Source organism: Mycobacterium sp. IDUB_3 (genome assembly GCF_055419585.1).
The window spans coordinates 21,305-45,459 of record NZ_JBVAXZ010000003.1 but is presented as its reverse complement, the minus strand read 5'-3'; the positions used below and the strand labels follow the sequence as shown (position 1 = coordinate 45,459).

The window sequence follows — 24,155 nt, the reverse complement described above, 5'->3', positions numbered from 1 at the left end:
TGGGAAATCTTCTGGTTATGTCAACCGCCGTGCCATGCGCGTATGACGCTGCAGCCGTCGTGATCCCCGCCCACAACGAGCGCGCGAAGCTGCCGGCCTGCCTGCGCGCGGTGCTGACCGGCGCTCTGTGCGCGCCGATTCCGGTCACGATCGTGGTGGTCTTGGATGACTGCGACGACGGCTCTGATGAGCTCGCCGGCCAGTACGGTCCCGACGTGCATTTCATCAGCGTGGACGTGCACAACGTCGGCACGGCCCGCGCTGTCGGTTTTGGTTACGCGCGCTCACTGTTGGGCGACGACGCCCGCACCTGGTTTGCCACCACCGACGCCGACAGTCGCGTGGACCCGGACTGGTTGGTCCATCAACTCGGCGTTGGTGCAGATATGGTCTTGGGCGTCGTGCGCGTCACCGACTGGCGGCACCACGATGCCGTCGTCGTCGACCGCTACATGCGGTGCTACGACGGCGATCACGACCACATTCATGGTGCCAACATGGGCTTCAGCGCCCGGGCATATTGGCGCGTCGGCGGCTTCCGCAGCTTGCCGACGGGCGAGGATGTCGACTTGGTCGAGCGGTTCGAAGCCGCCGGCTACCGCATACATCGAGACACCGAACTATCGGTGATCACATCGGCGCGAACCCAGGCTCGGGCCCCTTTGGGATTCGCCCATCACCTCAGGCAAATCGGGAGAACGGTGGCGGGTGATTGCGTGTGACAGCGGGGCTGGTTGAGCATTGGCTGGAGTCCGGTCGACTCGAGTTGCCGCTACCCGCCTCGGGTCGGACAGGCGAACGCTGGCAGCGGCTGGCGCAGTTGGCCGAGGACAACATCGTGGCGGCCAGGATCGCGGAGGCCCACGTCGATGCCGTCGCGATACTTCACGAGTTGGGCGGCAAGCCGCCCGAACCGGGACAGCTGTGGGGTGTGTGGGCCGCGGAGGCGCCGGATGCAGTGCTGACCGCCACCAATACCGACGGTGCGTTCACCCTGAACGGCACCAAGGTGTGGTGCTCGGGTGCGGGGTTCTGCACCCACGCACTGGTGACGGCGCGGTTCGACGACGGAACGCGCGGGCTGTTCGCGGTCGCCGCGACCGATCCAACCGTCAAGGCACTGCCCAGCACATGGTGGAACGCCGGGATGGCGGGCAGCGATACCAGGCCGGTCCAGTTCACCAACGCTCAAGCCGTCGCGGTGGGTGACCCTGACGCCTATCTGACCCGGCCCGGGTTCTGGCACGGGGCCATCGGCGTGGCTGCCTGCTGGCTCGGCGGTGCCCGCAGGGTCGCCGATCCGTTATACCGTTGCGCCGCAAGCCAATCGGCCGATGCTTACTCGCTGGCACACCTCGGCGCCGTGGACGCCGCGCTGGCCGCCAGCGACGCGATTCTGGCTATGGCCGCGAGTCAGGTCGACGAGGACCCGTTCGACAAGTCCGGCAGGGCGCAACTGCTGGCCCGCCGCGTCCGCACGGTAGTGGAACACGCCGTCGACGAAGCCATCACCCGCACCGGACGCGCGTTGGGCCCCGGTCCGCTGTGCCAGGACGGCCGGCACGCGCAACGGGTCGCCGATCTGAGCATCTACATCCGGCAAAGTCACGCCGAGCGGGATTTGGCCGAGCTCGGACGGCTGTCGGGCCAGCAGGCGATGAGGGCACCATGAAGACTCTGCCGGCAGGCAACTGCGCACGATTTGCGGTCAAGCCGCTGACCCACGGCGGCACACCGGCTCCGTTGTGGTTGGCCGCTTTTGCGGATAAGCCCTTGCCGGCCCTGGATCTGGCGGAGTGCCGACAGCTGACCGTGGTGGCCCCGCACCCCGATGACGAAACGCTGGGCCTGGGTGCGACGATCGCACAGCTGACCGCGACAGGAGCTACCGTTCAGGTCGTCTCGGTCAGCGACGGCGGAGCCGCGCACCCCGGCGCGTCGGCTTCGGACCGGCTTCGCATGGAAACCACTCGTAGGTACGAATTACGCAGGGCCACTTATATTTTAGGTACTCCTTCCCCGATATGCCTGGGTCTGCCGGACGGCGAGCTGACGGATCACGAAGACCGGCTCACCGATCAGCTGACCGAGATCCTCGAGGCCGCGGGGCCAGGGACCTGGTGCGCGGCGACGTGGCGAGGCGACGGCCATCCCGATCACGAAGCCGTGGGACGGGCGGCCGCGGCTGCGTGTGCGCGCACCGGCGCTGCGTTGCTCGAATACCCGGTATGGATGTGGCACTGGGCAGTTCCGGCGGACCCGGCAGTGCCGTGGGACCAGGCGTACTCGATTCCCGCGGCCGGCTGGCCGACAGAACGCAAGCGTCGCGCCGCGCACTTCTATCGAAGTCAGTTCGAGCCCAATGGAAGCCAGTCAGCGCCCATTTTGCCGGGCTTCGTGCTTCCCCGACTGCTCGCGGTGGGCGAGGTCGTATTTCGGTGACCGCACGGCTGCCGGACTCCTACTTCGACCAGATGTATATCGGCACGGAAGATCCGTGGCAGCTGTCGACCCGGTGGTACGAACAACGCAAATACGCGATCACGCTTGGGCTGCTACCACGACGCCGCTACCGACACGGATTCGAGCCGGGCTGCTCGATCGGGACACTCACCGCGCGGCTGGCGCAGCGCTGTGGCCACCTGACCGCGGTGGATGTCGCCGAGGCGGCGTTGCGCACTGCGGATATCCGGCTGCGTGAGGCCCGCTGCCGCAATCGGGTGACGCTGATCCGCTCGTCGCTAGACGCTGCGTGGCCGCCCGGGCCGTTCGACCTGCTGGTGCTCAGCGAGGTCGCCTACTATCTGGAGGCCGAGACCCTGGCCGAGGTGTTGCGTCGCGAGTGCCCGAGAATGGCGTCCGGCGCCAATATCGTTGCCGCGCACTGGCGCCACCCGGTGGTCGACTACCCGCTCACGGGCGACGCGGCCCACGAGGTAATCGCCCAAACCCCGGGACTGACCGCGATGGGACGCTACCGCGACAGCGATGTCGTGATCGACGTCTTCGACACCGGCGACGGCCGGTCGGTGGCCGCTCGGGAGGGAGTGCCCGGCGCGCGCTGATTCCGACGGCCTGCCGCGCTGACTGCACGAGGCGGAAAGTGGGTAGGTGAGAACCTATGCGTGTCGCGACGTTCAACATCTTGCATGGGCGCACCGTCGGTGACGGCGTGGTCGTCCAGCGGCTCCGTGACTGTGTGAAACGTCTTGACCCGGACGTGCTCAGCCTGCAAGAGGTCGACTGCGATCAGCCCCGCTCCGAACACGCGGACCTGACCGCCGCGGCGGCCGAAGCGATGGGCGCGGTGGAACATCGGTTCGTGGCGGCGATTTCGGGCACACCGGGGGCAACCTGGATGGCCGCGACCGGCCGCGAGCAGCCCGGCACCGCCGCGTACGGAATCGCGCTGCTGTCGCGATACCCGGTGGACAGTTGGCAGGTGGTGCGGCTACCCCGCATCCCGATGCGCTTTCCGATGTACCTGCCGGGACCCAACCGGGTCATGGTCGTCGACGAGGAGCCGCGGGCGGCGGTCATCGCGCAACTGCGTACGCCGTTGGGCGGGCTCACGGTGGCCAATACGCACCTGTCCTTTGTCCCCGGCTGGAATCGGCGCCAGCTGCGCCGGCTGATTCACGACCTGCACGGCTTTCCGGGACCGCGGCTGTTGACCGGGGACCTGAACATGACCTTGAAGACCGTGCGCCGATGGTCGGGGCTGCGGGCGCTGGCCGCCGCGAAGACGTTCCCCGCGGACCAGCCCAACCGCCAGCTCGACCACATCCTGACCGACGATCACCGACTGCGCGGCGGCCCGGTGGAATGCGATCTCATGACCATTTCCGACCACCGTCCACTGCTGGTGGAGCTGCAGCGGGTCTGAGGGGGGCTCAGCCGCGGTGCCGGGCCGCGTGCACCGCGACCATGACACGCTCGATGTCGTCGGCGCAAGGCATTTCGTCGGTGGCCGCGATGATCTGCACACCAGCGTCGATGTCGTCGATGGCGTGGCGGCTAGGCGAGAGGAGCCGTCTGGCGATGGCGACGATTTCGTCGTCGGACACTCGCCGCGGCGACAGAGCCAGCAGCGGTGCGTATCCGACGTGGGGAACAGGCGTGGGGTAGCCCGCGCGCAAAAATGCGACCGCGCTGAATAGCCGATTTCGCAGGCCCATCTTCCACCTCGCTCTTCCACCGCGCGCCACGCGCCGGGACGCGGCTCAAGCCGGGATTACCCGCTAAAGCGGCTCGCAACCATCGATCGTCGGTTCAACGCCGCCGGATCACCCTACGCGCGAAAAGGGCCCGGCCCGACAATCGGACCGGGCCCCTTTGCGGGCGACCTACTGGTTCTTCTTCTGGCGCTCTTCGGCCGCGTCAGCGCCGGCCCGCGCCGACTCCGCTTCGGCTTCCTTCTTGCCCGCGTCGCGTTGGGCGTCGGCTTTGTCCTGCTGAGCCTGGCCCTCCCTGGTCATGTCGTCGCGGCCGAGCACAGCCCCGCCGACCTCTTTGGCCTTCCCCTTCACGCCTTCGACGGCGCCCTTGACCGCTTCTTCCGGCCCGCTCTTGTCATCCCCCATGGGTTTGACCTCCCTCTCGGTGGTTACTGAGCTTGCGCTCGATGGCACCTAGGGCGTTCCCGCCGCACGGCCCGTCAAACGCCCGTCCGGCGTTGCGCCTGGACAGAGGTGATCGATGTGCGCGTGATCACGTCCGCGGCGATTGTCGCCCCAGCTCATGTTTTAGCCAGCCAATCAACCAGTTTGAACGAGGCTTTACTGGGTAGTGCCTAGGCGGCGCAGGAAGGGGGGAGAAACCACTTGACCACCATCGCCGTCATTGGGGCAACCGGAACAGCCGGATCCCGCGTTGTCGCCAGGCTGAAATCGCGCGACGTCGCGATCGTCGAGATCTCGCGCGAGCACGGCGTCGACCTGTTCAACGGGCGGGACCTTTCGCAGGCGCTCAAGGGCGTCGACGTCGCCATCGACGTCTCCAATCCGGTGCCGCCCGATGGGCGGTCCGACATCACCCAGACGCTCGCCACCGCTTCGCGCAACATCATGGCCGCGTGCGCCCGGCAAGAAGTGCAGCGCCTGGTGGTGTCGACGATGGCGGGGATCGAAGACCCCGTATTCGACGGCTTCGCCTATTACGAGGCCAAGCGGGAAGCCAAGGACATCCTGCTCGACGGTCCCGTACCGGCGACGATCGTCAAGTCGACGCAGTGGTACGAATTCGCGACCAACCACGACGCGGTGACATGTAGCGCCGACGAGGTGATCGTCGAAGACTGGCTGATTCAGCCCATCGCCGCCGACACCGTCGCCGACGTGTTGGTGGAGGCGGCCCTGGGCCAGACGCACTCGCCGCGCACCATCACCGGTCCGGATGCCATCCGGTTGCCCGACCTGACATCGAAACTGCTTGCCCAGCAAGGCGATAGCCGATATGTGCGAACCGTCGAACCCGCGGTGGCCGCGCTGGGCGCCGGAGCGCTGCTGGCGTCCGCGCACGCGGTGGTCGTCGGCCCCGACGTCGACACGTGGCTGCAGACGATGGCTCCGCCCAGCACCGATGGCCACCACGCCGCCGACTGCGACGGCTCCGGCCCGGGCCCCGGATAACAATTCCGTCACGATCCCGAGGACGATTCCTTAGGAACCGGTCCACTTTCTTAAAAACGATTCGATCCTTTGATCGTTCGCTTAGCAAAAGACCCCGTGAGGCACGGCTAGCGGCCCCAGAGTTCATCGTGAGCCAACGGCGCCACTGTTGGCTTCCGCTACTTTGGATTTCGAGGATCGGGAGCCTCTGGCGAGAGAAAATCATTTCGTTCGAAGGACAACAAACATCATGAAAATCAGCAGTATTGTCGCGCGCCGGAAAGTGGCCCGGATCAGTGCCGGCTGTTTGCTCGGCGGAATGGCCATCGGCATCGTCGGTGCGCCATCGGCGGCCGCAGCACCCGACTGCAGCCCAGCAGGGGTGAACAACACCGTCTCCTCTGTCCAAGGCTCCGCCCAGCAGTATCTGGCGGCGCACCCCGGCGCAAACCAGGTGGTGACGGCCGCCTACGGGCAGCCGCGGCCAGAGGCTGAATCGAGCCTGCGCGGCTATTTCACCGGCCACCCGCAGGAGTACAACGATCTGCGCGGCATTCTGGCACCGATCGGCGACACCGAACGGCAGTGCAATGTTTCAGCCCTGCCGCCTTATCTGGAGTCGGCCTATCAGGAGTTCATGGCCGGCTGAGTTCCGGTCCGAGACGACCCGTCACAACGCTGTGGCGGGTCGTCTCCACTTCGGAGTGTGCTTTTGCACCGTGTGAACGACTTCTCCGACGGGTAATTGTGCAAACAGCTACCAGATCTGGAGGGCAATCAATGCGGCTGCGTCGAAGCGTGCTGAGCAAGCCGGGTATCGCGCGCAAGCGCCGCGGTAAAGGCTTCGCGTATTACCGGCCGGACGGCAAGACGCTCTCCGATCCGGAGACCCTGCAACGCATCAAGGATCTCGTGATCCCGCCGGCCTGGAAGAAGGTGTGGATCTCGCCGTATCCCAACGGACACATTCAGGCCGTGGGCATTGACGCCGCCGGCCGCCGACAGTACCTGTACCACTCCGCCTGGCAGCAGGAGCGCGCCGAGGAGAAGTTCGACCGCGTGCTGGAACTGTCCACGCGCCTGCCGGCGTGGCGCGCCGAGATCGCCAAAGACCTGACGCGCAAGGGCTTGACCCGCAAGCGGGTGTTGGCGCTCGCGCTGCGGCTGCTCGATCGCGGCTACTTTCGTGCCGGCGGCGAACAGTACGCCGAGGAAAACGAGTCCTACGGTCTGTCAACCCTGCTGTGCGAGCACGTGGTGGTCCGGCGCAGCGCGGTCGAATTCGATTTTCCGGCCAAGAGCGGGGTCCGGCGCACGGTGGAAATCGAGGATCCCGAAGTGGTCCGGGCGGTGCGTGCGCTGATGCGCCGGCCCGACCGAAGCGATCGACTTTTGGTGTGCCGCAATGCATCCGGGTGGCTCGATGTGCGCGCCGATGATCTCAACAACCGGTTCAAGGAACTGGTCGGCGACGAGTACACCGTCAAAGACCTGCGGACCTGGCACGGGACCGTTCTCGCCGCCGCGGCGTTCGCCGACGCCGACCCGGCCGTCTCGCGCCGGGTTGCCAAGCGCGTCGAATCCGCGGTGATGAAAGAAGTGGCCGAAGAGTTGGGCAACACCCCGGCGGTGGCGCGCGGCTCCTATGTGGACCCCCGCGTCGTCACCGGGTACGAGCAGGGGCTGACCATTGCCGCGGCGGTGCGCCGCGCCGAACGCGCACGTAAACCCGATGTGGCCCAGGAGATCCTGGATAAGGCGACCCGCATGCTGATCCGGCGCGTGGCCAAAGGCCACAGCGCCGGTGGATCGTCTGCGCTGCCCAAGTCGGCCTGAACAATTCACCAGCTGAAAACTCGCTGAGAGTCGGCTGGCCGCCTTGGTTTCGGCGAATACTGCAGACGATTGCGGGTAATCCGCCTGCTGTGGGAAGTGCCCAAGCCGCCCATGCGGTGGCAGCCTGCATTAGTCACGCCTGTCAGAGGGGGCCGCGATCGGTCGGCCCGCGAGTCCGCGACAGTGCCATGCAGGTGGTTCAAAAATTAGCCACACACGCCCACCCGTCAGCGCTATAGATCCGTCTGCCGAGGAGGGAAAACATGTCCAAAAAAGAGGTTTCCGACTATCTGCTGGAGCGCCTGCGGGCGTGGGGCGTTGAACACGTATTCGGATATCCCGGCGACGGCATCAACGGGCTGCTCGCGGCTTGGGGTCGCGCGGACAACAAGCCAAAGTTCATCCAGTCGCGCCACGAGGAGATGAGCGCATTCGAGGCGGTGGGCTACGCAAAATTCACCGGCCGGGTCGGCGTCTGCGCGGCTACGTCGGGCCCGGGCGCGATCCACCTGCTCAACGGCCTATATGACGCCAAGCTCGACCACGTCCCGGTGGTAGCGATCGTCGGCCAGACCAACCGCAGCGCCATGGGCGGAAGCTACCAGCAGGAGGTCGACCTGCTGAACCTGTTCAAGGACGTCGCCGGCGACTATGTCCAAATGGTCACCGTCCCCGAACAATTGCCTAACGTGCTGGACCGTGCCATCCGGATAGCGATGACCCAGCGGGCCCCGACGGCGTTGATCATTCCCAGCGACGTCCAGGAGCTGCCGTACTCGCCGCCCGAGCACGCGTTCAAAATGGTGCCCTCCAGCCTCGGCATCGAGTACCCGAACATCGCGCCGGACGACACCGCCATCGCCCGAGCGGCCGACGTGCTCAACGCCGGCAAAAAGGTTGCCATCCTGGCGGGCACCGGCGCCCGTGGCGCCCACCAGGAGCTGGCCGAGGTCGCCGATCTGCTGGGCGCCGGCGCGGCGAAGGCGCTGCTGGGCAAGGACGTGCTGTCGGACGAATTGCCCTGGGTCACCGGTTCGATCGGGCTGCTGGGGACCCGGCCGAGCTATGAGATGATGCGTGACTGCGACACGCTGCTGACCGTCGGGTCCAGCTTCCCGTACACCCAGTTCCTGCCCGAATTCGGGCAAGCCCGCGCGGTGCAGATCGACGTCGACGGCGGAATGATCGGCATGCGCTACCCGTACGAAGTCAACCTGGTCGCAGACGCGAAGACCGCACTGCGGGCGCTGATCCCGCACCTGCGCCGCAAGGAGGACCGCTCGTGGCGCGAGGGCATCGAGAAGACCGTGGCGCGCTGGTGGGAGACCATGGAGAAGGAAGCGATGGTCAACGCCGACCCGGTCAATCCGCTGCGGTTGTTCTCCGAGCTGTCGCCACAGCTGCCCGACAACGCCATCGTCGCAGCCGATTCCGGCTCATCGGCCAACTGGTATGCGCGCAACCTGCGCTTCCGCGGCAACATGCGGGGTTCGCTGTCGGGCACGCTGGCGACAATGGGTCCCGGGGTCCCGTACGGCATCGGCGCCAAATTCGGCCATCCGGACCGACCCGTCATCGTGTTCAGCGGTGACGGCGCCATGCAGATGAACGGCATGGCCGAACTGATCACGATCAAGCGGTACTGGAACGAATGGCAAGATCCCCGCCTGATCATCGCGATCCTGCACAACAACGACCTCAACCAGGTGACCTGGGAAATGCGGGCCATGGCAGGTGCGCCGAAATTCGCGGAGTCCCAGAACCTTCCGGACATCGACTTCGCCGCGTTCGCGGCCAGCCTGGGCCTGAACGCCATGGCCATCAAGGATCCGGAGGAATTGTCGGACGCATGGCGCCAGGCGCTGTCAGCTGATCGTCCCACGGTATTGGACGTCTACACCGACCCAGACATGCCGCCCATCCCGCCGCACGCGACCTGGGAGCAGTTCAAGTCGGCAACCACGGCGGTGCTCTCCGGTGACGAGGATCGGGTGGGCTTCGTCAAGGTCGGTCTGAAGACCAAGGCCCAGGAGTTCTTGCCGCACAAGAAGAGTTGACCCGCGGCGGGTTCAGGACTCACCTGCGCTTGGTGAGTCCTGAACCCGCGCTACGCAGGTCGTCGACGAACGATTTGTAGACCTCGTCATGTTGGTCGCTGCGGTCACGCAACACCGACGATGGATGCACCGTCGCCACGACTATCGGCTCGGGCGCGAGATGTACGTCGGCGGAAGCGGGCAGCTGCAGTAGTTGGCCGCGCTGAGCGGTCACCCGAAAAGCGTTACCCAGCAACGACTGTGCGGCGGTAGCGCCCAGGCACACGATGACCCGCGGCCGCACCGCCTCGATCTCGGCGATCAGCCATGGTCGGCAGGCGACCACTTCGGTGCGCCCGGGCTTTTGGTGGATGCGTCGCTTGCCGCCCTTGCGAGTGAATTTGAAGTGCTTGACGGCGTTGGTCTCATAGACCATCGCCGGGTCGATGCCGGCGTCCTCGAGGGCGCGGGCGAGCAGTCGGCCGGCCGGACCCACGAACGGCTCGCCGGCGCGGTCCTCCTGGTCGCCGGGTTGCTCGCCCACCAGCATGATCGGCGCCCCGGGATGCCCGTTGCCGAAAACCGTTTGGGTGGCGTCCTCGAAAAGCGAACAGCCGTGGCAAGTTTCGGCCGCATCGCGCAGCGCGTCGAGGCCGCGCTGCTCTGGGAGGTAGCGGGCGGCGCCTGGTGCTTTCGACGTCGCGGTCATGGTGAGACGGAGGGCGTGGGTACCCCCGCTCCCACACCGAGCGGGGGGACCCACGCCGTTGGGCGGTGGTGTCAGCCCTTGCCGATGATGGCGTCGCGGGCCCGGTCGAGCATCGCGGGGAACGGCCCGACGGCCAGGTTGGCCACCTGGGATTCCACTCCGGCGTGCGGGCGGGTGGGAGCAATCGCCTCGGCGAGCTTAGCGGCGCGACCCATGCGTTCGAGCTCTTCGCCGCTCAATTCCTCACCCAGCTTGGCGAATTCGTCGTGCTCCTCGTGCTCGGCGTGTTCGATGACGGCATCGCGCAGCTTCGTCAACTCGCGAGTGAACTCCTCGCTGTCGACGTCGAGCTTTTCCAGCTTCTTCAGAACGGCCTTGGCCTCGTGCTCCTCGTGCAGCCGCTGGTCCACCACGGTGCCGCCGTCGGAGATCTTGCGTTTGGCGCGGGGGTGAACGATCTCTTCCTCCGCGGTCTCGTGCACGGCGAGCAGCTTCCGGAGCTCGACGAAAGCCTGTTCACGGGCCTTTCCGGACGCCGCCAGGGTCTCGGCGAACATCGCCTTGATCTGCTTGTGCTGACCGACGAGGAAGTCGACCACATCGGTGGGCGACTTGATGGCGGTCGGTGCCACAGTGTCCCTCCCATCTGCTTTGGTCCGGCGCGCAGGCCTGTGCGCGCTCGGTGAAACGGCTACCCGACGATTCCGACCGTCAAACGGCGTGTGGCCGTGCCCGCAGGGGGTATGTCCTGGACAAACGGCGAGAGGAGCACGCGGTCGATGGGCGCCGGAATGAATTCCCGCGCGGGCCAGCGCATGCGGGCGCTGCTGCGCTACGGAGTCGTCGGAGCGGTCACGGCGGCGGCGCTGACGACGGGCTGTTCGCGCCCCGGTGCGTCCTTGGAATCCGCTCCCGACGTCGAATTCTGGCGGGCAGGTGGCGCTTTGCACGAGCCGGTGTGGTCCTACCGCATGCACTCCCTGGTCGCACTCACCGACGATCATCGGCTGGCCGAGGTCACCGCGGACGATCGCGGCGGCGAAGCCAAGACGCGGTTCTCCGCGCCGATGGCGTCCGGACGCAATCTGCAGATCAGCCGGGAAGACGAGGGCGACGTCTTCGTGCCGCAGCCCGACCGCGGCAGGGTGGCCGTCGTCGACCTGGAAAGCCTGCGCCAGGTCAACGATTTCGACGCCGGACCGGCACCGGCCTACCTTTCCGAGGACGCGGGATTACGGATGCTGCTGGCGCTGTCGTCGGATGGAACGGCGGTGACACCGGTGGACCAGTACGGCTACCGCAAGCTGCCCACCGCGGTCACCGGCACGAGCGCCGACACCATCGACGGCGCGAACCGCGGCCGCGAGCTCGACTACCACCTGTTCGGATCCTCGGGCATCCGCCACTTCCAGGGGACGTCGTCGCCGGCGGCGCAACGCGGCTCGCTGGACTTCGACGTTGCGGTCTCGGCCGGTGACGGCACCGCGGTGACGCGCAGCTATGTCGCCGGCCACGACGACAGCACGCTGCATGCTATCGACTCCCGCCGTGGCGGACAGGGATTGGAGGAGCTGGCCAGCACGCGGTTGCCGTCGCCGATCCGCGAACTGGGCACCGACGACACCAGGATCTATGCCGCCACCGACCACGAGCTGGTGACGCTGGAAACGGCGAGCTTCACCGGTTTTCCGGACGGGCGAATCCCCATGCTCCGCAGCATCGACTACCGGTCGGGGCTGCCGCCGGCCGCCCAGGCGGCCGAACTCTCGGGCATGGCCGTGGGACCACATCGGGTCTACCTGACCCTCGCGCACGCGCCGTACGTGGTCGGCATCGCCAAGCCCCGGCTGTGACAGCCCCGGTTTAGGCGATGGCCCTCGTCGGCTACATTTCGGGCAGGTTCGGCCGGTAAGGAGGCGCTGGGTGACCAACCCGCAGGACCCGTATTGGCAAAACCCGCTGAGTTACGACCCGCTCGGCCGCGTCCCGCCGCCCGACTTGGACCCGCCCGCGCCGCCGCCCGCCATGCGGCCGCCGCCGTTCACGCCGCCGCCCGCACCCGCGCCCTACCGCGCGCCGGTCAACACCATGGCGACGCTGTCGCTGGTTTTCGCGTTCGTGTTCGCGCCCGTGGGAGCGATTCTGGGGCACCTCGGGCTGGCGCAGATCCGCCGCAGCGGCGAACTCGGCCGGGACCGTGCGCTGGTGGGCGTGACGCTGTCGTACATCTTCATCTTGTTGGCGGTCGTCGCCCTGGCCGGCTGGGCCACGCTGTCCGGTTCGACCTCGTCGCACCGGGCGTCCCCCGGCTCCAGCACGGCCGCCGGGCCGCCGCCGCCCACGGTGCCGCCGGAGACCATCGCCACCCTGCTGCCCGGGCTCGACGCGCTGCGCAACATCACCGCCGACGCGAACCTCGACGCAGGCCCGACCTGGAACAGCCCCGGCCGCTCCCCGGATGACGGCAGCATCGACCGCCCGGAGTGCTGGGAAAGCATCGCCGCCGGCAGCCCGGACGCCTACACACCCGGGGCGTTGGCCGGGTATCACGCCGGTGAATTCACCGACACGCGCAGCATGATGAAGTCGATGCAGGTCATCCAGGGCGTGGCGGCGTTCCGCGATCCTGGCGCTGCCCAGGCGCAGCTGGGCACCCTGCTGTCGGGGTGGCACAAATGCGGCGGCTCGACCGTCACCGTGTCCGCTCCCGGCGGGCAGCCGATCCCGATGTCGGTGAGCGCACCCGCCGACGCAGGCAACGGCATCACCACCCTGGACCTGACGCCGAAGGGCATCCAGGTGCGTTCGGCGCGGGCGATCGCGGCGAAGGCGAACGTCGTCATCGACCTGAACGTGTCCGCCAGCGGCACCACGGACAGCGCGCCGCCCCGCGCGGCCGCCGTCAGCATCGCCAACTACATCCTCGGCAAGATCCCCGGCTGAGCGACCGCCGCGCTTGCGATCGCCACTAGGGCACATGCGTGGCGACCCGCTGCGCCCGGCCCCGCCGCGCTTGCGATCGCCACTAGGGCACATGCGTGGCGACCCGCTGCGCCCGGCCCCGTCGCGCTTGCGATCGCCACTAGGCTGGGCGCATGAAGTTTGTCGACGTCGACGGGGTCGGCCGGGTCAGCCGAATCGGCCTGGGCACCTGGCAGTTCGGTTCACGCGAGTGGGGTTACGGGGACAGCTACGCCGCCGGCGCCGCGGGCGACATCGTGCGCCGCGCCCGCGCCCTCGGGGTGACGCTGTTCGACACCGCCGAGGTCTACGGGCTGGGCAAGAGCGAACGGATCCTGGGCGAGGCCCTGGGCGACGAGCGCGCCGACGTCGCGGTGGCCAGCAAGATCATGCCGGTCGCGCCCTTCCCCGCCGTGGTCAAGCAGCGCGCCCGTGCCAGCGCGCAGCGGCTGGGCCTGGACCGCATCCCGCTGTACCAGATTCACCAGCCCAACCCGGTGTTCCCCGATTCGGTGATCATGCCGGGCATGCGCGACCTGCTCGACAGCGGCAAGATCGGCGCGGCCGGCGTCTCGAACTATTCGCTGCAGCGGTGGCAGAAGGCCGACGCCGCGCTCGGCCGGCCGGTGATCAGCAACCAGGTGCACTTCTCGCTCGCCTACCCGAAGGCGCTGAAGAACCTGGTGCCGTTCGCCGAGCGGGAGAATCGCATCGTGATCGCCTACAGCCCGCTGGAACAGGGGCTGCTGGGTGGCAAATACGGCGTCGACAACCGTCCGGGCGGCGTCCGCGCGGTGAACTCGCTGTTCGGCACCGAAAACCTGCGTCGCGTCGAGCCGCTGCTGCAGCTGTTGCGCGACGTCGCGAAGGACGTCAACGCCAAGCCGGCACAGGTGGCGCTGGCCTGGCTGATCAGCTACCCGGCCGTGGTCGCAATCCCGGGCGCGTCCAGCGTCGAGCAGCTCGAGTTCAACGTCGCCGCCGCCGACATCGAACTGCCCACCGCATCGCGTGACGCGCTCACCGAGGCGGCCCTGGCCTTCCGGCCCACGTCCGCGGCGCGCTTCCTCACCGACCTGGCCAAGGAGAAGCTCGGCCGTCGTTAAGACTGGTTGGCCTCGGCGAACGCCGCGGGGCTGGCTGGCGCACCGCGGGCCACCACCAGCGGCATCGACGTCGAGGCGTTGGTGCGCAGGATGGTGTGGACGACGTCGATGAGGTCCTCGACGGGCATCAGCTTGCCGGGCATGCAGCCGCGCGACGACCACAGCGGGACCGCCTTCATCGCGAGGTCCATGTCCCAGCCCTCGTTCATGCCGGTCTGGCCGTCGCCTTCACCGCCCGCGCACTCCCCGACGATCAGGTTGGTGAAACCGATGTCGGAATGTTCGGCCCGCCACGCTTCGACGAGCCGTTCCAGGGCGGCCTTGCTGACGCCGTACGCGCCCAGCCCCGGCCACGGCGGCCCGAAGGTGCCGGCGTCGGAGGACAGAAACACCGCCTTGCCGGCCGATGCGGTCAAGTACGGCACCGCCGCGGCCGTCACCAACGACGCGCCGATGACGTTGGTGTCGAAGATGCGCCGCCACGTCTCGGCGTCGGTGTCCACCATGCGGACCAGCGGCCCGACGGCGGGTGTGTAGACGATGTTGTCGATGCCGCCGAGCCCCTCGGCGGCACGGTCGATGGCCGAGCGGCAGGACGCCTGGTCGGTGACATCGCATTCGATCGCGATGGCGTTCGCGCCGGCATCCTTGGCCGCGGCCTCGATGCGCTCACGACGCCGGGCGAGAAGCGCGACCTGATCGCCGCGGTGCGCAAGACCGACACCTATGCAGCGCCCCAACCCGCTCGAGGCGCCGACCACCACTGTCCTTGACATTTTCGCCCTCTCTTGTAACGCAAGACGCTGTCGCGAAAAACCTACCGGATGCGATGCGTCGCGTGGTGATCACTAGGCCGCTTTAATTCGGAACGACGGTATTGCGCTCGCCCGACTTGGCTCGGTACATGGCCTCGTCCGCTCGCGCCGTGACGGTGTCGACCGACTCGGCGAAGCGCGCAAGCGTGGCGCCGATGCTCAAGGTCGCGCGAATCGTGTTTCCGGACAAGTGGATCGGCTCGGCGACGCGCGAGCGGATCTTCTCGGCGATCTGAGCGAGCTCGGCGCTGCTGCGGACGCCGGGCAACAACACCAGCATTTCGTCGCCGCCCGTCCGTCCCACCGTGTCCCCGCGGCGAACGCTCGCCCGGATCCGTGCGGCCAGCGTCGCGAGCACGAAGTCCCCCATGCCGTGCCCCCACGTGTCGTTGATCGCCTTGAAGTGGTCGACGTCGCAGAACAGGACGCCGACGTGGGTGCCGACGGGTTGCGGTTCGTCCAGCGCGCACTCGAGCCGGCTGAGCGCCTCGGCCCGATTCACCAGCCCGGTCAGGGTGTCGAACCGCGCCAACCGTTCGAGGCGCTGTTCCGCCTCGACCTGATCGTCGACCACGCGCAGCGCCGCGATGAGCCCATCGGTGTTGCCCTGTGCGTCGGTGTAAGGCTTTCCGTGACCGTCGACCCAGTGGTAATCGCCGTCGACCGAACACACCCGGAACCGTTGCAGAACCTGTTCGCCGCCAACGATCCTGCGCACGGCGGCGACGAGTTTGTCGCGATCCTCGGGGTGGATGCGACGGGCGAGACCCGAGCGGGTCCATCGCTCGAGCGGGCCGCCCAACGCAGCTTCGGCAGATGGCGAAATCCACACCACCTCGCCATCGCGGAGGTGAACGATGATGTCGACGGCGTTGTCGGCGAGAATGCGATAGCGCATCTCGGCCTCGGCGCGCTGGGCGCTGGCCAGTTCCTTCGCGATCAGCAGCTGCTGCTCTCGCTGGCTGAAATAGAACGTGACCACGCCCACGACCGCGGTCCCAAACAGTATCGAGAACGTCCACTCGGCATGCTGGCCGAGGCCGAGCTGCAGGAAAATTGGCCTCGCCAGGGCTACCACCAGTGGAAACCCGGCAAGGATACCGGCCAATCGCACCAGCGACCGCCGATCGGGGCGGGCGAGCAACCACGCGATCGGAGACCGATCGGGGCGCGCCAGCGACGCCGCCGCAATCAGCAACAGCAGAGCCGACGCCGTCGAGAGTGCCTGGCCGGTCGAGGGCGAGACGCCCACGAGCGCCAACGCGTCGAACAGGTAGGCCCCGAGCGTGACGAACGGGATTGCCCCACTGCCCGCCAGGCACGCGGGCCAGAGCACCCGCGTCCCGCGGTCCACCCGGATGAGCGCCACCGCGGCGGCCAGCAACAGGACCGGCGCCGCCGTCTGCGGGCTCGGGCGCCCCGGCCATGACGTCTGTTTCCCGCGCACCGCTTCCCCGAACAGCACCTGGTCGACGCCGAGCGACCCTACGGGCGTGTATTCGAGCAGGATGATGACGGCCATGACGCCCACCAGGACAGCCAGGGCACGCCCGATCCAGACACGGGTGGGCGTCGGGTGGCCCGACTGCGCCAATAACCCGGCGCCCAACGCGGCCAGCCACAGGGCTGTCCACGGCGTCATCGGTGGCCAACTCGGGAAGATCCGCGTCAGCCCGTCGACCCCGGTCGCCCAGCCGACCCAGGTCACCGCGGCGAGGACGAGCACCACCACCGCGGCGGTCCGCCCCGAGCGGTCCATCGCCGATTCCAGGCTCGCGCCGGGGCCGGGCCTGTCCATCGGTTGTCCCTGTCCTTCCCCGGCGGTCGGGGCGCGGTGCGCGGCATCGGCGCATCAACCCGGCAACAATACTGTGCGCAAAAAGTTAACCGATGTCGCCTATTCGGCGCGAGGAATCCGCTCGATCCGCAAAAACGGGGGATGCAGCCACGGGACGCGACTATGGGGTGTCGCGAAAGGACTAGTCCGAGGGAAGGGCGCGCAGCACCACCGCGGTGTGCGCTTCCACGTTAAGCCCGCCCCCGCCGGGCACTTCGTCGGCGGGTGTCGTCTCTTCGGGCCCGGTGTACAGCATAACCTGCCAGGCGGCACCGAATTCCTTTGGCGGCAGGGTGAATTCGATCGACTCGTGGTGAGCGTTGAAGCACAACAGGAACGAGTCGTCCAGCACCCGCTGGCCGCGCGCGTCGCGGTCGGGGATGCCGTGGCCATTGAGGAACACCGCGACGGACTTGGCGAAGCTGGCGCCCCAGTCCTCGTCGGTCATCTCGGTGCCTTCCGGAGTGAACCAGGAAATGTCGGGCAGGCCGTCCTGCCCGCGCCGGCCCACCGGCTTTCCGGAGAAGAACCGGCGCCTGCGGAACACCGGATGCTCGGCCCGCAGCGCCGACACCGTCCTGGTGAAGTCCAGTAGTCCGGCATCGGCGTGGTCCCAGTCGATCCAGGTGAGCTCGTTGTCCTGGCAATAGCCGTTGTTGTTGCCGTTCTGGGTGCGCCCGAGCTCGTCGCCGTGACAGATCATCGGCACACCCTGGGACAACAGCAGCGTGGTCAGGAAGTTGCGCTGCTGGCGGGCGCGCAGCGCATTGACCTGCTCGTCGTCGGTGGGCCCCTCCGCGCCGCAGTTCCACGACCGGTTGTGGCTTTCGCCGTCGTTGTTGTCCTCGCCGTTGGCCTCGTTGTGCTTTTCGTTGTAGGACACCAGGTCACGCAGCGTGAACCCGTCGTGGGCGATGACGAAGTTGATCGACGCCACCGGCCGGCGCGCGGTGTGCTCATAGAGATCCGCCGATCCGGAGAGCCGGTAGGCGAACTCGTCGAGGGTGGCCGGCTCGCCGCGCCAGAAGTCGCGGACGGTGTCGCGGTACTTCCCGTTCCACTCGGTCCACTGCGGCGGGAAATTGCCCACCTGATACCCGCCCGGCCCGACGTCCCATGGTTCGGCGATGAGCTTGACCTGGCTGACCGTCGGATCCTGTTGCACGAGTTCAAAAAACGTCGCCAGCCGGTCGACGTCGTAGAACTCACGGGCCAGCGTCGAGGCCAGGTCGAAGCGGAAGCCGTCGACGTGCATCTCGGTCACCCAGTAGCGCAGCGAGTCCATGATCAGCTGCAGCGCATGCGGATGCCCGACGTTGAGGCTGTTGCCCGTGCCGGTGTAGTCCATGTAGTACCGCTTGTCGTCATCGACCAGCCGGTAGTACGCGGCGTTGTCGATGCCGCGCATCGACAGGGTCGGGCCCAGGTGGTTGCCCTCCGCCGTGTGGTTGTAGACCACGTCGAGGATGACCTCGATGCCGGCTTCGTGCAGCGAGCGCACCATGGCCTTGAACTCCTGGACCTGCCCGCCCGGCGTGGTGGCGCTCGAGTACTTGAAGTCGGGCGCAAAGAACCCGATCGTGTTGTAGCCCCAGTAGTTAGAGAGCCCCTTGTCGACCAGCGTGGAATCGTTGGCGAAGTGGTGCACCGGCATCAATTCGATGGCCGTGATGCCGAGACTTTTGAGGTGATCGATGATCACCGGGTGCGCCACCGCGCCGTAGGTGCCGCGCAGCTGCTCGGGGATGTCGGGGTGGGTCTGGGTCAGGCCCTTGACGTGGGCCTCGTAGATCACCGTGTCGGCGTAGTGGTGGTCCGGCGGCCGGTCGTTGCCCCAGTCGAAGTAGGGGTTGATCACCACCGACTTGGGCATGCTGGCCGCCGAGTCGTCGTCGTTGCGGCTGTCGGGGTCGCCGAAGTTGTAGCTGAACAGCGATTGGTTCCATTCGAACGATCCGTCGATGGCCTTCGAATAAGGGTCCACCAGCAGCTTGTTCGGGTTGCATCGCTGTCCCGCGGCCGGTTCGTACGGTCCGTGCACCCGGTAGCCGTAGCGCTGCCCCGGCTCGATGTTGGGGATGTACGCGTGCCAGATGAAGCCGTCGACCTCCGGCAGGGTGATGCGGCTCTCGGCGCCCTCGGCGTCGAACAGGCACAGCTCTACCCGCTCGGCAACCTCGCTGAACACGGCGAAATTGGTGCCCGCGCCGTCGTACGTCGCACCCAGCGGGTAGGCCCTACCCGGCCACACCTCTCCGGTGGGCGTGGGAGCGAGAGCGTCTGCGGCGGTCATGGCGCATTTCATACCCTGCTTACACAGCCGTCAAACTGCGGTCGGGCTCCCGAGCCGGCGGCGGTGGACGTAAACCCTTGCGGCATAGTCAATCACGGCTTGAGTATGACCTTCACCGCACCGTCCTGCTTCTTCTGGAAGATCTCGTAGGCGTGCGGGGCCTGGTCCAACGGCAGCACGTGAGTGGCGAAGTCGTCGACCCCGAGCGGGTCGTCGTCGGTCAGCAGCGGCATGATGTCGTCGACCCAGCGCTTGACGTTGGCCTGACCCATCCGCAGCGTCAGTTGCTTGTCGAAAAGGGTGAGCATCGGCAGCGGGTCTGCCATTCCCCCGTACACGCCGATCAACGAAATCGTTCCGCCGCGCCGCACGATGTCGATGGCCGAATAGAACGCACTGAGACGGTCCACGCCGGCAGTTTGCATCAGCCGCTTGCCGAGCACATCCGGCAGAACCCCGACGACCTGTTGCGCCAGCTTGGCAGCCGGCGACCCGTGCGCCTCCATTCCCACCGCATCGATGACGGAGTCGGTGCCGCGGCCGTCGGTCAGGTCGCGGATCGCGTCACCGAGAGAGGAGTCCAACCGCCCCAAATCGACGGTGTGGATACCGCGTTTCGCCGCGCGGCCCAGCCGCTCGGGCACCAGGTCCACGGCGATAACACGGTAGCCCAGGTGATCGGCGATCCGCGCGGCCATGTCCCCGATCGGACCCAGCCCCAGCACGGTCACCGAGCCACCGTCCGGGATGTTGGCGTAGTCAACCGCCTGCCACGCTGTGGGCAGCACGTCCGAGAGGTAGACGAACCGCGAATCTGGCGGCCCCACAGGGACTTTGATGTGAGTAAACTGCGCCTGCGGGACACGCAAGAGCTCGGCTTGCCCGCCGGGGACCTCGCCGTAGAGTTCCGAATAGCCGAACAACGCCGCGCCCATGCCCTGGTCGCGCACCTGGGTGGTCTCACATTGGGTGTAGAGCTGCTGACCACACATGTGGCAACTGCCGCAAGAGATTTGGAACGGGATGACGACCCGGTCCCCTATCCGCAGGTCGCCCGTCTCCGTGCCGACATCGCGCACGATGCCCATCGGTTCGTGCCCGAGAATGTCCCCCGGCTTCATGAAAGCCCCGAGAATCTCGTAGAGGTGCAGGTCGGATCCGCAGATATTGGTCGAGGTGACCTCGATGATGGCATCGGTGGGCTGCTCGATCTTCGGATCGGGCACCGAATCCACCCGTACATCGCGCTTGCCGTGCCAGGTAACAGCCTTCATGTGGGTGGCACATACCCGTCTCCCACCGACCGAAACGGCGGCGCCAGGAAAGGCCGTGTGAGTCCTCGAAGTACGGGTATCACCTCGGGATGACCCCACCGGGAGTGATCATCGTGGGCAGTGGCCCAGCCGGAGTCGCCGCGGCCGAGTCGTTTCGTGAACACGATGCCGACACACCGCTACAGATCATCAGCGCTGACATCGACCCGCCCTACGCCCGACCACCCCTGAGCAAGGAGTTCCTGCGCGGCGAAACCGACGACGTCGAGCTGCGCCCCGCGCGGTGGTTCGGTGAGCTGGCGATCGAACTCGTTGGCGGGGCGCGCGTCGAGCGGCTGGACCTCGCCGAACGCGAAGTCGTGGCCGGTGGTCAGCGGTACGGCTACGACAGACTGATCCTGGCCTGCGGCGCGGCACCGGCTACACCGCCGTTCCCCGGCGGGAAACGCGCGCTGCTGTTGCGCTCCCTGGCCGACGCCAACACGTTGCGTGCCGCGGCCGAAACTGCCTCGTCGGCGGTGGTGATCGGCTCGGGGTTCATCGGTTGTGAAGCGGCGGCATCGCTGGCCAGGCGCGGGATACCGGTGACTATCGTTGCGCCGTCAGAACTTCCGCAGGAAAAGCGGCTCGGCGGCGAGGCCGCCGCACGGTTGCGCGATCTGGTGTGCGACGCGGGCGCGCGACACGTCGGTGGGGTTACGGTGCAGGAGATCACCGACGCGGGTGTGCGCCTGGACAACGGCGTGACCATCGACTGCGACCTGGTGCTCGCGGCCACCGGTGTCGCGCCACAGAGCCGGATCGCCGCCGAGGCCGGCCTGGAAGTCCGTGAGTCACGCGTCGTGGTGGGCTCCGATATGGCCACCGCGGTTTCCGGCGTGTACGCCGCAGGTGACGTCGCGCTGGCCCACCACGAAATCGCCGGACGACACGTGGCCACCGAACATTGGCAGGATGCGACCGACCAGGGGGCGGTCGCCGGAGCCGGTGTGTCGGGCCATCGATCGAAATGGAATGCGGTGCCGGGCTTTTGGACCAGCATCGGGGATGCGACGCTGAAGTACCACGCGTGGGGCGACGGATACGAACGCAGCCGGATGCTCGACCATGGCGACAGCTTCACCGTGTGGTACGAGTCGAAGAACGCCGTCGTTGGCGTCCTTACCTACAACGCCGACGACGATTACGACCTCGGCGAGCGGCTCATCGCCGAAGGTCGGCCCGCACCGGTTCCGATGAACTGACTAGCGCGAAAACTGCCCGCCGACGGCCATATTCAGCGCCGGCGATCTCTTGAGCGGATGTTCGCCGTCGATGAGGGCGGCCGCGATTCCACCAGCCTGGTGTTGGACTTTTGCGAGAGGCACCTGAGCAGCCCGAACGCTCGACGGCATCGGGATTGAAGCGCTCCATGAGCACGCCCTTGGCCTGACCGATGATGTCGCGCGACGCCAGGGCGCTGCGGAATTGGTCCTGCCGGCGCAACATCGACCACGCTGCTGACCGACCTGCTCTTCTCGGCCAGGGTGATCCCGGCGTACCGATAGCCGGTCACGTGGTCGACGCCGTTGTCGATCAGCTCGTGCAGCCCAGTCGCGGTGTCGGTGTTCTCCCGCTCAAGGTTCGAAACCAGCTCCACTAGCTGATTGACGATGGTGACGCTGCCATCTCGCATAAACATCACCCCCGGAGGCCGATACCACGAATCCGGGATGACGGTCACAGCCCACCCTCGAAGGCCGCCTACACTCGGGGCAGTGACCTCCATTGTGATCGTGGGAAGCGGCTTTACCGGATTCACCTGCGCCCGTCGGCTGGCCCGAATTATGCGCCGACATCATGCGCCCGTCGACATCACGATGATCTCGCCCGTCGACTACATGCTGTACACGCCACTGTTACCCGACGTCGCGGGCGGCGTCGTCGATGCCCGCTTTGTCGCTGTCCCCCTGGCTAATTCGCTCAAGGGCGTCCGCGCCGTGCGCGGCCGGGTGGACGGCGTGGACTTCGACGAACGCACGCTGACCTTTTGCGATCCCGAGGAGCGCAGCCATTCCATGTCCTGGGATCGGCTGGTGCTTACGCCAGGCTCGGTGACCCGGTTGTTCGATGTCCCGGGACTCGCCAGACACGCCCGCGGCTTGAAGACCACTGCCGAGGCCCTCTACTTGCGAGACCATTTCGTGGAACAGCTGGAGCTGGCCAACATCGAGGACGACCCGCGGGTGGCCGCGGCCCGGCGCACCGTCGTGGTGGTTGGCGCGTCGTATTCGGGCACCGAGCTGGTGGCGCAGCTGCGGGCACTTGCCGACGCGGCGGCCAAACAGATGGGCTTCAATCCCGCCGAGGTGCGGTTCCTGCTGCTGGACCTGGCCGACCAGGTGATGCCCGAGGTGGGAAAGAAGCTGGGTGACGCCGCACTCAAGGTGCTGCGCAAGCGCGGTATCGACGTCCGGCTCGGCATCACACTCAAAGAAGCACACGCCGATCACGTTGTGCTCAGCGACGATTCGCGCATAGAGACGCGCACCATCGCGTGGGTGACCGGAGTGACGGGCGCCCCGTTGATCCAGAACCTCGGGCTACCGACCGAAAAAGGCCGGCTCACAGTGCAGGCCGACCTGCAGGTGCCCGATCACCCAGAGGTGTTCGCCGCCGGTGACGCGGCCGCCGTTCCCGATCTGACCCAGCCGGGAAAGGTCACACCGCCGACCGCCCAGCACGCGACCCGGCAGGGCAAGGCGCTGGCCCGCAACGTCGCGGCCAGCCTCGGCTACGGAAGCGGCAAGGAATACAAGCACCGCAATCTCGGCCTGGTGGTCGACCTCGGACCGCGCTACGCGGTGGCCAACCCGCTCAACATCCATTTGTCCGGGTTGCCCGCCAAGGCCGTCACCCGGTCCTACCACCTGTACGCGATCCCGCGCGGCGTCAACCGGTGGGCGGTGTCGCTGGCCTACCTGACCGACGCGCTGTTCACCCGCTCGGTCGTCTCGATCGGGTTGACCTCCGAGGACGACGCGCAATTTACCGCCAGCGAGGGCATTCCGATGCCGAAGACGAGCTGACGTAGCCGATTCGGGGGATCTCAGCCTTCGGCCTTCTGCTGCGCCATGGCGTAGGCGAGCTGCAGAAAGTCCGCGCCGGCCAGCGCGCTGAACACGCCCGCGATCAGCCGGGTGAACCGGGGCGCGAACACCAGGCCGATGGCAAACCCCGTGGCGACCCACATGTCCAAGCAGAATGGGCAGGTCAGCAGCTCCCCCAGGCTGTGCCGGAGCTGGCTCTGCTCGCGCACCTCTTCCTGGACTTCCGCGGGTCCGCCCGTGCCCTTGTAATGCGTGAAGGGCGCCCGCAGCGGGCTGGTCACCGCGTCCTTGGTCAGGGTGCGCGAAAGCTTGTGGGTACCCAGGGTGAGCAGCAGCAGGTCTTGGACCCGCCACCGGGCCGGCAGTCTGCGCCCGCTGACCAGCGCGGCCAGCACCGCGACGACCACGACCGCGCCATAGACCGCCATGACCGCCAGGTAGCCGCCCAGCGGGCGGGCGTTGTCGCCTCGGTAGGCATCCGCTTCCTGGCGAGCCCCGTCGACGACCTGAGCACCGGTTTCCGTCAGCTCACCCATGGCTTCTCCTTGAACGCATAGCCGCACGGGTACCCGACGTCGGCCGTTGCAATC

23 protein-coding genes and 1 pseudogene are annotated in these 24,155 nt (G+C 67.3%); 14 read left to right on the top strand and 10 right to left on the bottom strand.

Features of this window, described 5'->3' with window-relative positions; translation table 11 throughout:
* Positions 1-17 precede the first annotated feature (17 nt).
* The 5 genes from ACZYVJ_RS25205 to ACZYVJ_RS25185 are packed head-to-tail and all read left to right on the top strand — an operon-like array spanning position 18 to position 3,886.
* Entirely contained in the window at positions 18-722 is a 705-nt protein-coding gene (locus tag ACZYVJ_RS25205; RefSeq protein ID WP_463833940.1) for a glycosyltransferase family 2 protein, read from the top strand.
* Complete coding sequence (locus tag ACZYVJ_RS25200) at positions 719-1,672, top strand: acyl-CoA dehydrogenase family protein (RefSeq protein ID WP_463833938.1); 954 nt, start codon at positions 719-721, stop codon at positions 1,670-1,672. The genes ACZYVJ_RS25205 and ACZYVJ_RS25200 overlap by 4 nt, the downstream gene beginning before the upstream one ends.
* Positions 1,669-2,442, top strand: a complete 774-nt coding sequence (locus tag ACZYVJ_RS25195) for a PIG-L deacetylase family protein (protein ID WP_463833936.1) — start codon at positions 1,669-1,671, stop codon at positions 2,440-2,442. Before ACZYVJ_RS25200 ends, ACZYVJ_RS25195 begins: the two co-directional genes overlap by 4 nt.
* Positions 2,439-3,065, top strand: coding sequence for an SAM-dependent methyltransferase (locus tag ACZYVJ_RS25190; protein WP_463833935.1), 627 nt, complete (start codon positions 2,439-2,441; stop codon positions 3,063-3,065). The genes ACZYVJ_RS25195 and ACZYVJ_RS25190 overlap by 4 nt, the downstream gene beginning before the upstream one ends.
* A 56-nt stretch (positions 3,066-3,121) precedes the next feature.
* Positions 3,122-3,886 carry an endonuclease/exonuclease/phosphatase family protein gene (locus tag ACZYVJ_RS25185; RefSeq protein ID WP_463833934.1) on the top strand — a complete coding sequence of 255 codons (765 nt, stop codon included), beginning with the start codon at positions 3,122-3,124 and terminating at the stop codon, positions 3,884-3,886.
* A gap of 7 nt (positions 3,887-3,893) precedes the next feature.
* Here ACZYVJ_RS25185 and ACZYVJ_RS25180 read toward each other — a convergent pair whose 3' ends face one another.
* A complete protein-coding gene (locus tag ACZYVJ_RS25180) occupies positions 3,894-4,178 on the bottom strand; it encodes a DUF3349 domain-containing protein (RefSeq protein WP_463833933.1) in 285 nt (94 codons plus the stop codon).
* 168 nt (positions 4,179-4,346) lie between these two features.
* A complete protein-coding gene (gene mbp1 / locus ACZYVJ_RS25175) occupies positions 4,347-4,583 on the bottom strand; it encodes a microaggregate-binding protein 1 (protein ID WP_463833931.1) in 237 nt (78 codons plus the stop codon).
* 240 nt (positions 4,584-4,823) lie between these two features.
* Between mbp1 and ACZYVJ_RS25170 the strand changes: the two genes are divergently transcribed.
* The 4 genes from ACZYVJ_RS25170 to ACZYVJ_RS25155 all read left to right on the top strand — a co-directional run bounded on the left by ACZYVJ_RS25170 (position 4,824) and on the right by ACZYVJ_RS25155 (position 9,502).
* The gene (locus ACZYVJ_RS25170; RefSeq protein WP_463833930.1) at positions 4,824-5,630 is read left to right on the top strand and encodes an SDR family oxidoreductase; all 807 of its coding nucleotides are present in this window, start codon (positions 4,824-4,826) and stop codon (positions 5,628-5,630) included.
* Between the two features lie 229 nt (positions 5,631-5,859).
* The gene (locus ACZYVJ_RS25165) at positions 5,860-6,258 is read left to right on the top strand and encodes a heme-binding protein (protein ID WP_463833929.1); all 399 of its coding nucleotides are present in this window, start codon (positions 5,860-5,862) and stop codon (positions 6,256-6,258) included.
* A gap of 131 nt (positions 6,259-6,389) precedes the next feature.
* Positions 6,390-7,445 (top strand): DNA topoisomerase IB, encoded by a 1,056-nt coding sequence (locus tag ACZYVJ_RS25160; protein ID WP_463833928.1) that lies wholly within the window; start codon positions 6,390-6,392, stop codon positions 7,443-7,445.
* 263 nt (positions 7,446-7,708) lie between these two features.
* A complete protein-coding gene (locus tag ACZYVJ_RS25155) occupies positions 7,709-9,502 on the top strand; it encodes a thiamine pyrophosphate-requiring protein (protein WP_463833927.1) in 1,794 nt (597 codons plus the stop codon).
* A gap of 19 nt (positions 9,503-9,521) precedes the next feature.
* Here ACZYVJ_RS25155 and ACZYVJ_RS25150 read toward each other — a convergent pair whose 3' ends face one another.
* Together ACZYVJ_RS25150 and ACZYVJ_RS25145 are read right to left on the bottom strand one after the other, a co-directional pair.
* Positions 9,522-10,190, bottom strand: a complete 669-nt coding sequence (locus ACZYVJ_RS25150) for a UdgX family uracil-DNA binding protein (RefSeq protein WP_463833926.1) — start codon at positions 10,188-10,190, stop codon at positions 9,522-9,524.
* A gap of 71 nt (positions 10,191-10,261) precedes the next feature.
* The gene (locus tag ACZYVJ_RS25145) at positions 10,262-10,822 is read right to left on the bottom strand and encodes a hemerythrin domain-containing protein (RefSeq protein ID WP_463833924.1); all 561 of its coding nucleotides are present in this window, start codon (positions 10,820-10,822) and stop codon (positions 10,262-10,264) included.
* Positions 10,823-11,005: 183 nt separating this feature from the next.
* Here ACZYVJ_RS25145 and ACZYVJ_RS25140 point away from each other — a divergent pair, with 183 nt between their 5' ends.
* From ACZYVJ_RS25140 to ACZYVJ_RS25130, 3 genes are all read left to right on the top strand, one after another.
* Positions 11,006-12,043: a hypothetical protein gene (locus ACZYVJ_RS25140; RefSeq protein WP_463834049.1), complete on the top strand. Its 1,038-nt coding sequence runs from the start codon at positions 11,006-11,008 to the stop codon at positions 12,041-12,043.
* A 70-nt stretch (positions 12,044-12,113) separates the two neighbouring features.
* Entirely contained in the window at positions 12,114-13,133 is a 1,020-nt protein-coding gene (locus tag ACZYVJ_RS25135) for a sensor domain-containing protein (protein ID WP_463833922.1), read from the top strand.
* A 152-nt stretch (positions 13,134-13,285) separates the two neighbouring features.
* Positions 13,286-14,257: an aldo/keto reductase gene (locus ACZYVJ_RS25130; RefSeq protein ID WP_463833920.1), complete on the top strand. Its 972-nt coding sequence runs from the start codon at positions 13,286-13,288 to the stop codon at positions 14,255-14,257.
* Here ACZYVJ_RS25130 and ACZYVJ_RS25125 read toward each other — a convergent pair.
* The 4 genes from ACZYVJ_RS25125 to ACZYVJ_RS25110 form a co-directional block, all read right to left on the bottom strand.
* Positions 14,254-15,021 (bottom strand): SDR family oxidoreductase, encoded by a 768-nt coding sequence (locus ACZYVJ_RS25125; protein ID WP_463834047.1) that lies wholly within the window; start codon positions 15,019-15,021, stop codon positions 14,254-14,256. The two genes, ACZYVJ_RS25130 and ACZYVJ_RS25125, sit on opposite strands and share 4 nt — an antisense overlap.
* Before the next feature lie 94 nt (positions 15,022-15,115).
* Positions 15,116-16,870 carry a diguanylate cyclase domain-containing protein gene (locus ACZYVJ_RS25120; RefSeq protein ID WP_463833918.1) on the bottom strand — a complete coding sequence of 585 codons (1,755 nt, stop codon included), beginning with the start codon at positions 16,868-16,870 and terminating at the stop codon, positions 15,116-15,118.
* A 181-nt stretch (positions 16,871-17,051) separates the two neighbouring features.
* A complete protein-coding gene (gene glgX, locus ACZYVJ_RS25115) occupies positions 17,052-19,202 on the bottom strand; it encodes a glycogen debranching protein GlgX (RefSeq protein ID WP_463833917.1) in 2,151 nt (716 codons plus the stop codon).
* A gap of 92 nt (positions 19,203-19,294) precedes the next feature.
* Entirely contained in the window at positions 19,295-20,476 is a 1,182-nt protein-coding gene (locus tag ACZYVJ_RS25110) for a zinc-dependent alcohol dehydrogenase (protein ID WP_463833916.1), read from the bottom strand.
* Between the two features lie 89 nt (positions 20,477-20,565).
* Between ACZYVJ_RS25110 and ACZYVJ_RS25105 the strand changes: the two genes are divergently transcribed.
* Entirely contained in the window at positions 20,566-21,720 is a 1,155-nt protein-coding gene (locus ACZYVJ_RS25105; RefSeq protein WP_463833915.1) for an NAD(P)/FAD-dependent oxidoreductase, read from the top strand.
* On the opposite strand, the pseudogene ACZYVJ_RS25100 reads toward ACZYVJ_RS25105, so the two are convergent.
* Positions 21,721-22,151: pseudogene (locus tag ACZYVJ_RS25100) on the bottom strand (ANTAR domain-containing protein). It lies immediately after the preceding gene.
* Positions 22,152-22,233: 82 nt separating this feature from the next.
* On the opposite strand from ACZYVJ_RS25100, the gene ACZYVJ_RS25095 reads away from it, so the two are divergent.
* A complete protein-coding gene (locus ACZYVJ_RS25095; protein ID WP_463833914.1) occupies positions 22,234-23,544 on the top strand; it encodes an NAD(P)/FAD-dependent oxidoreductase in 1,311 nt (436 codons plus the stop codon).
* A 20-nt stretch (positions 23,545-23,564) separates the two neighbouring features.
* Here ACZYVJ_RS25095 and ACZYVJ_RS25090 read toward each other — a convergent pair whose 3' ends face one another.
* The gene (locus tag ACZYVJ_RS25090; RefSeq protein ID WP_463833913.1) at positions 23,565-24,101 is read right to left on the bottom strand and encodes a DUF1360 domain-containing protein; all 537 of its coding nucleotides are present in this window, start codon (positions 24,099-24,101) and stop codon (positions 23,565-23,567) included.
* Positions 24,102-24,155 lie beyond the last annotated feature (54 nt).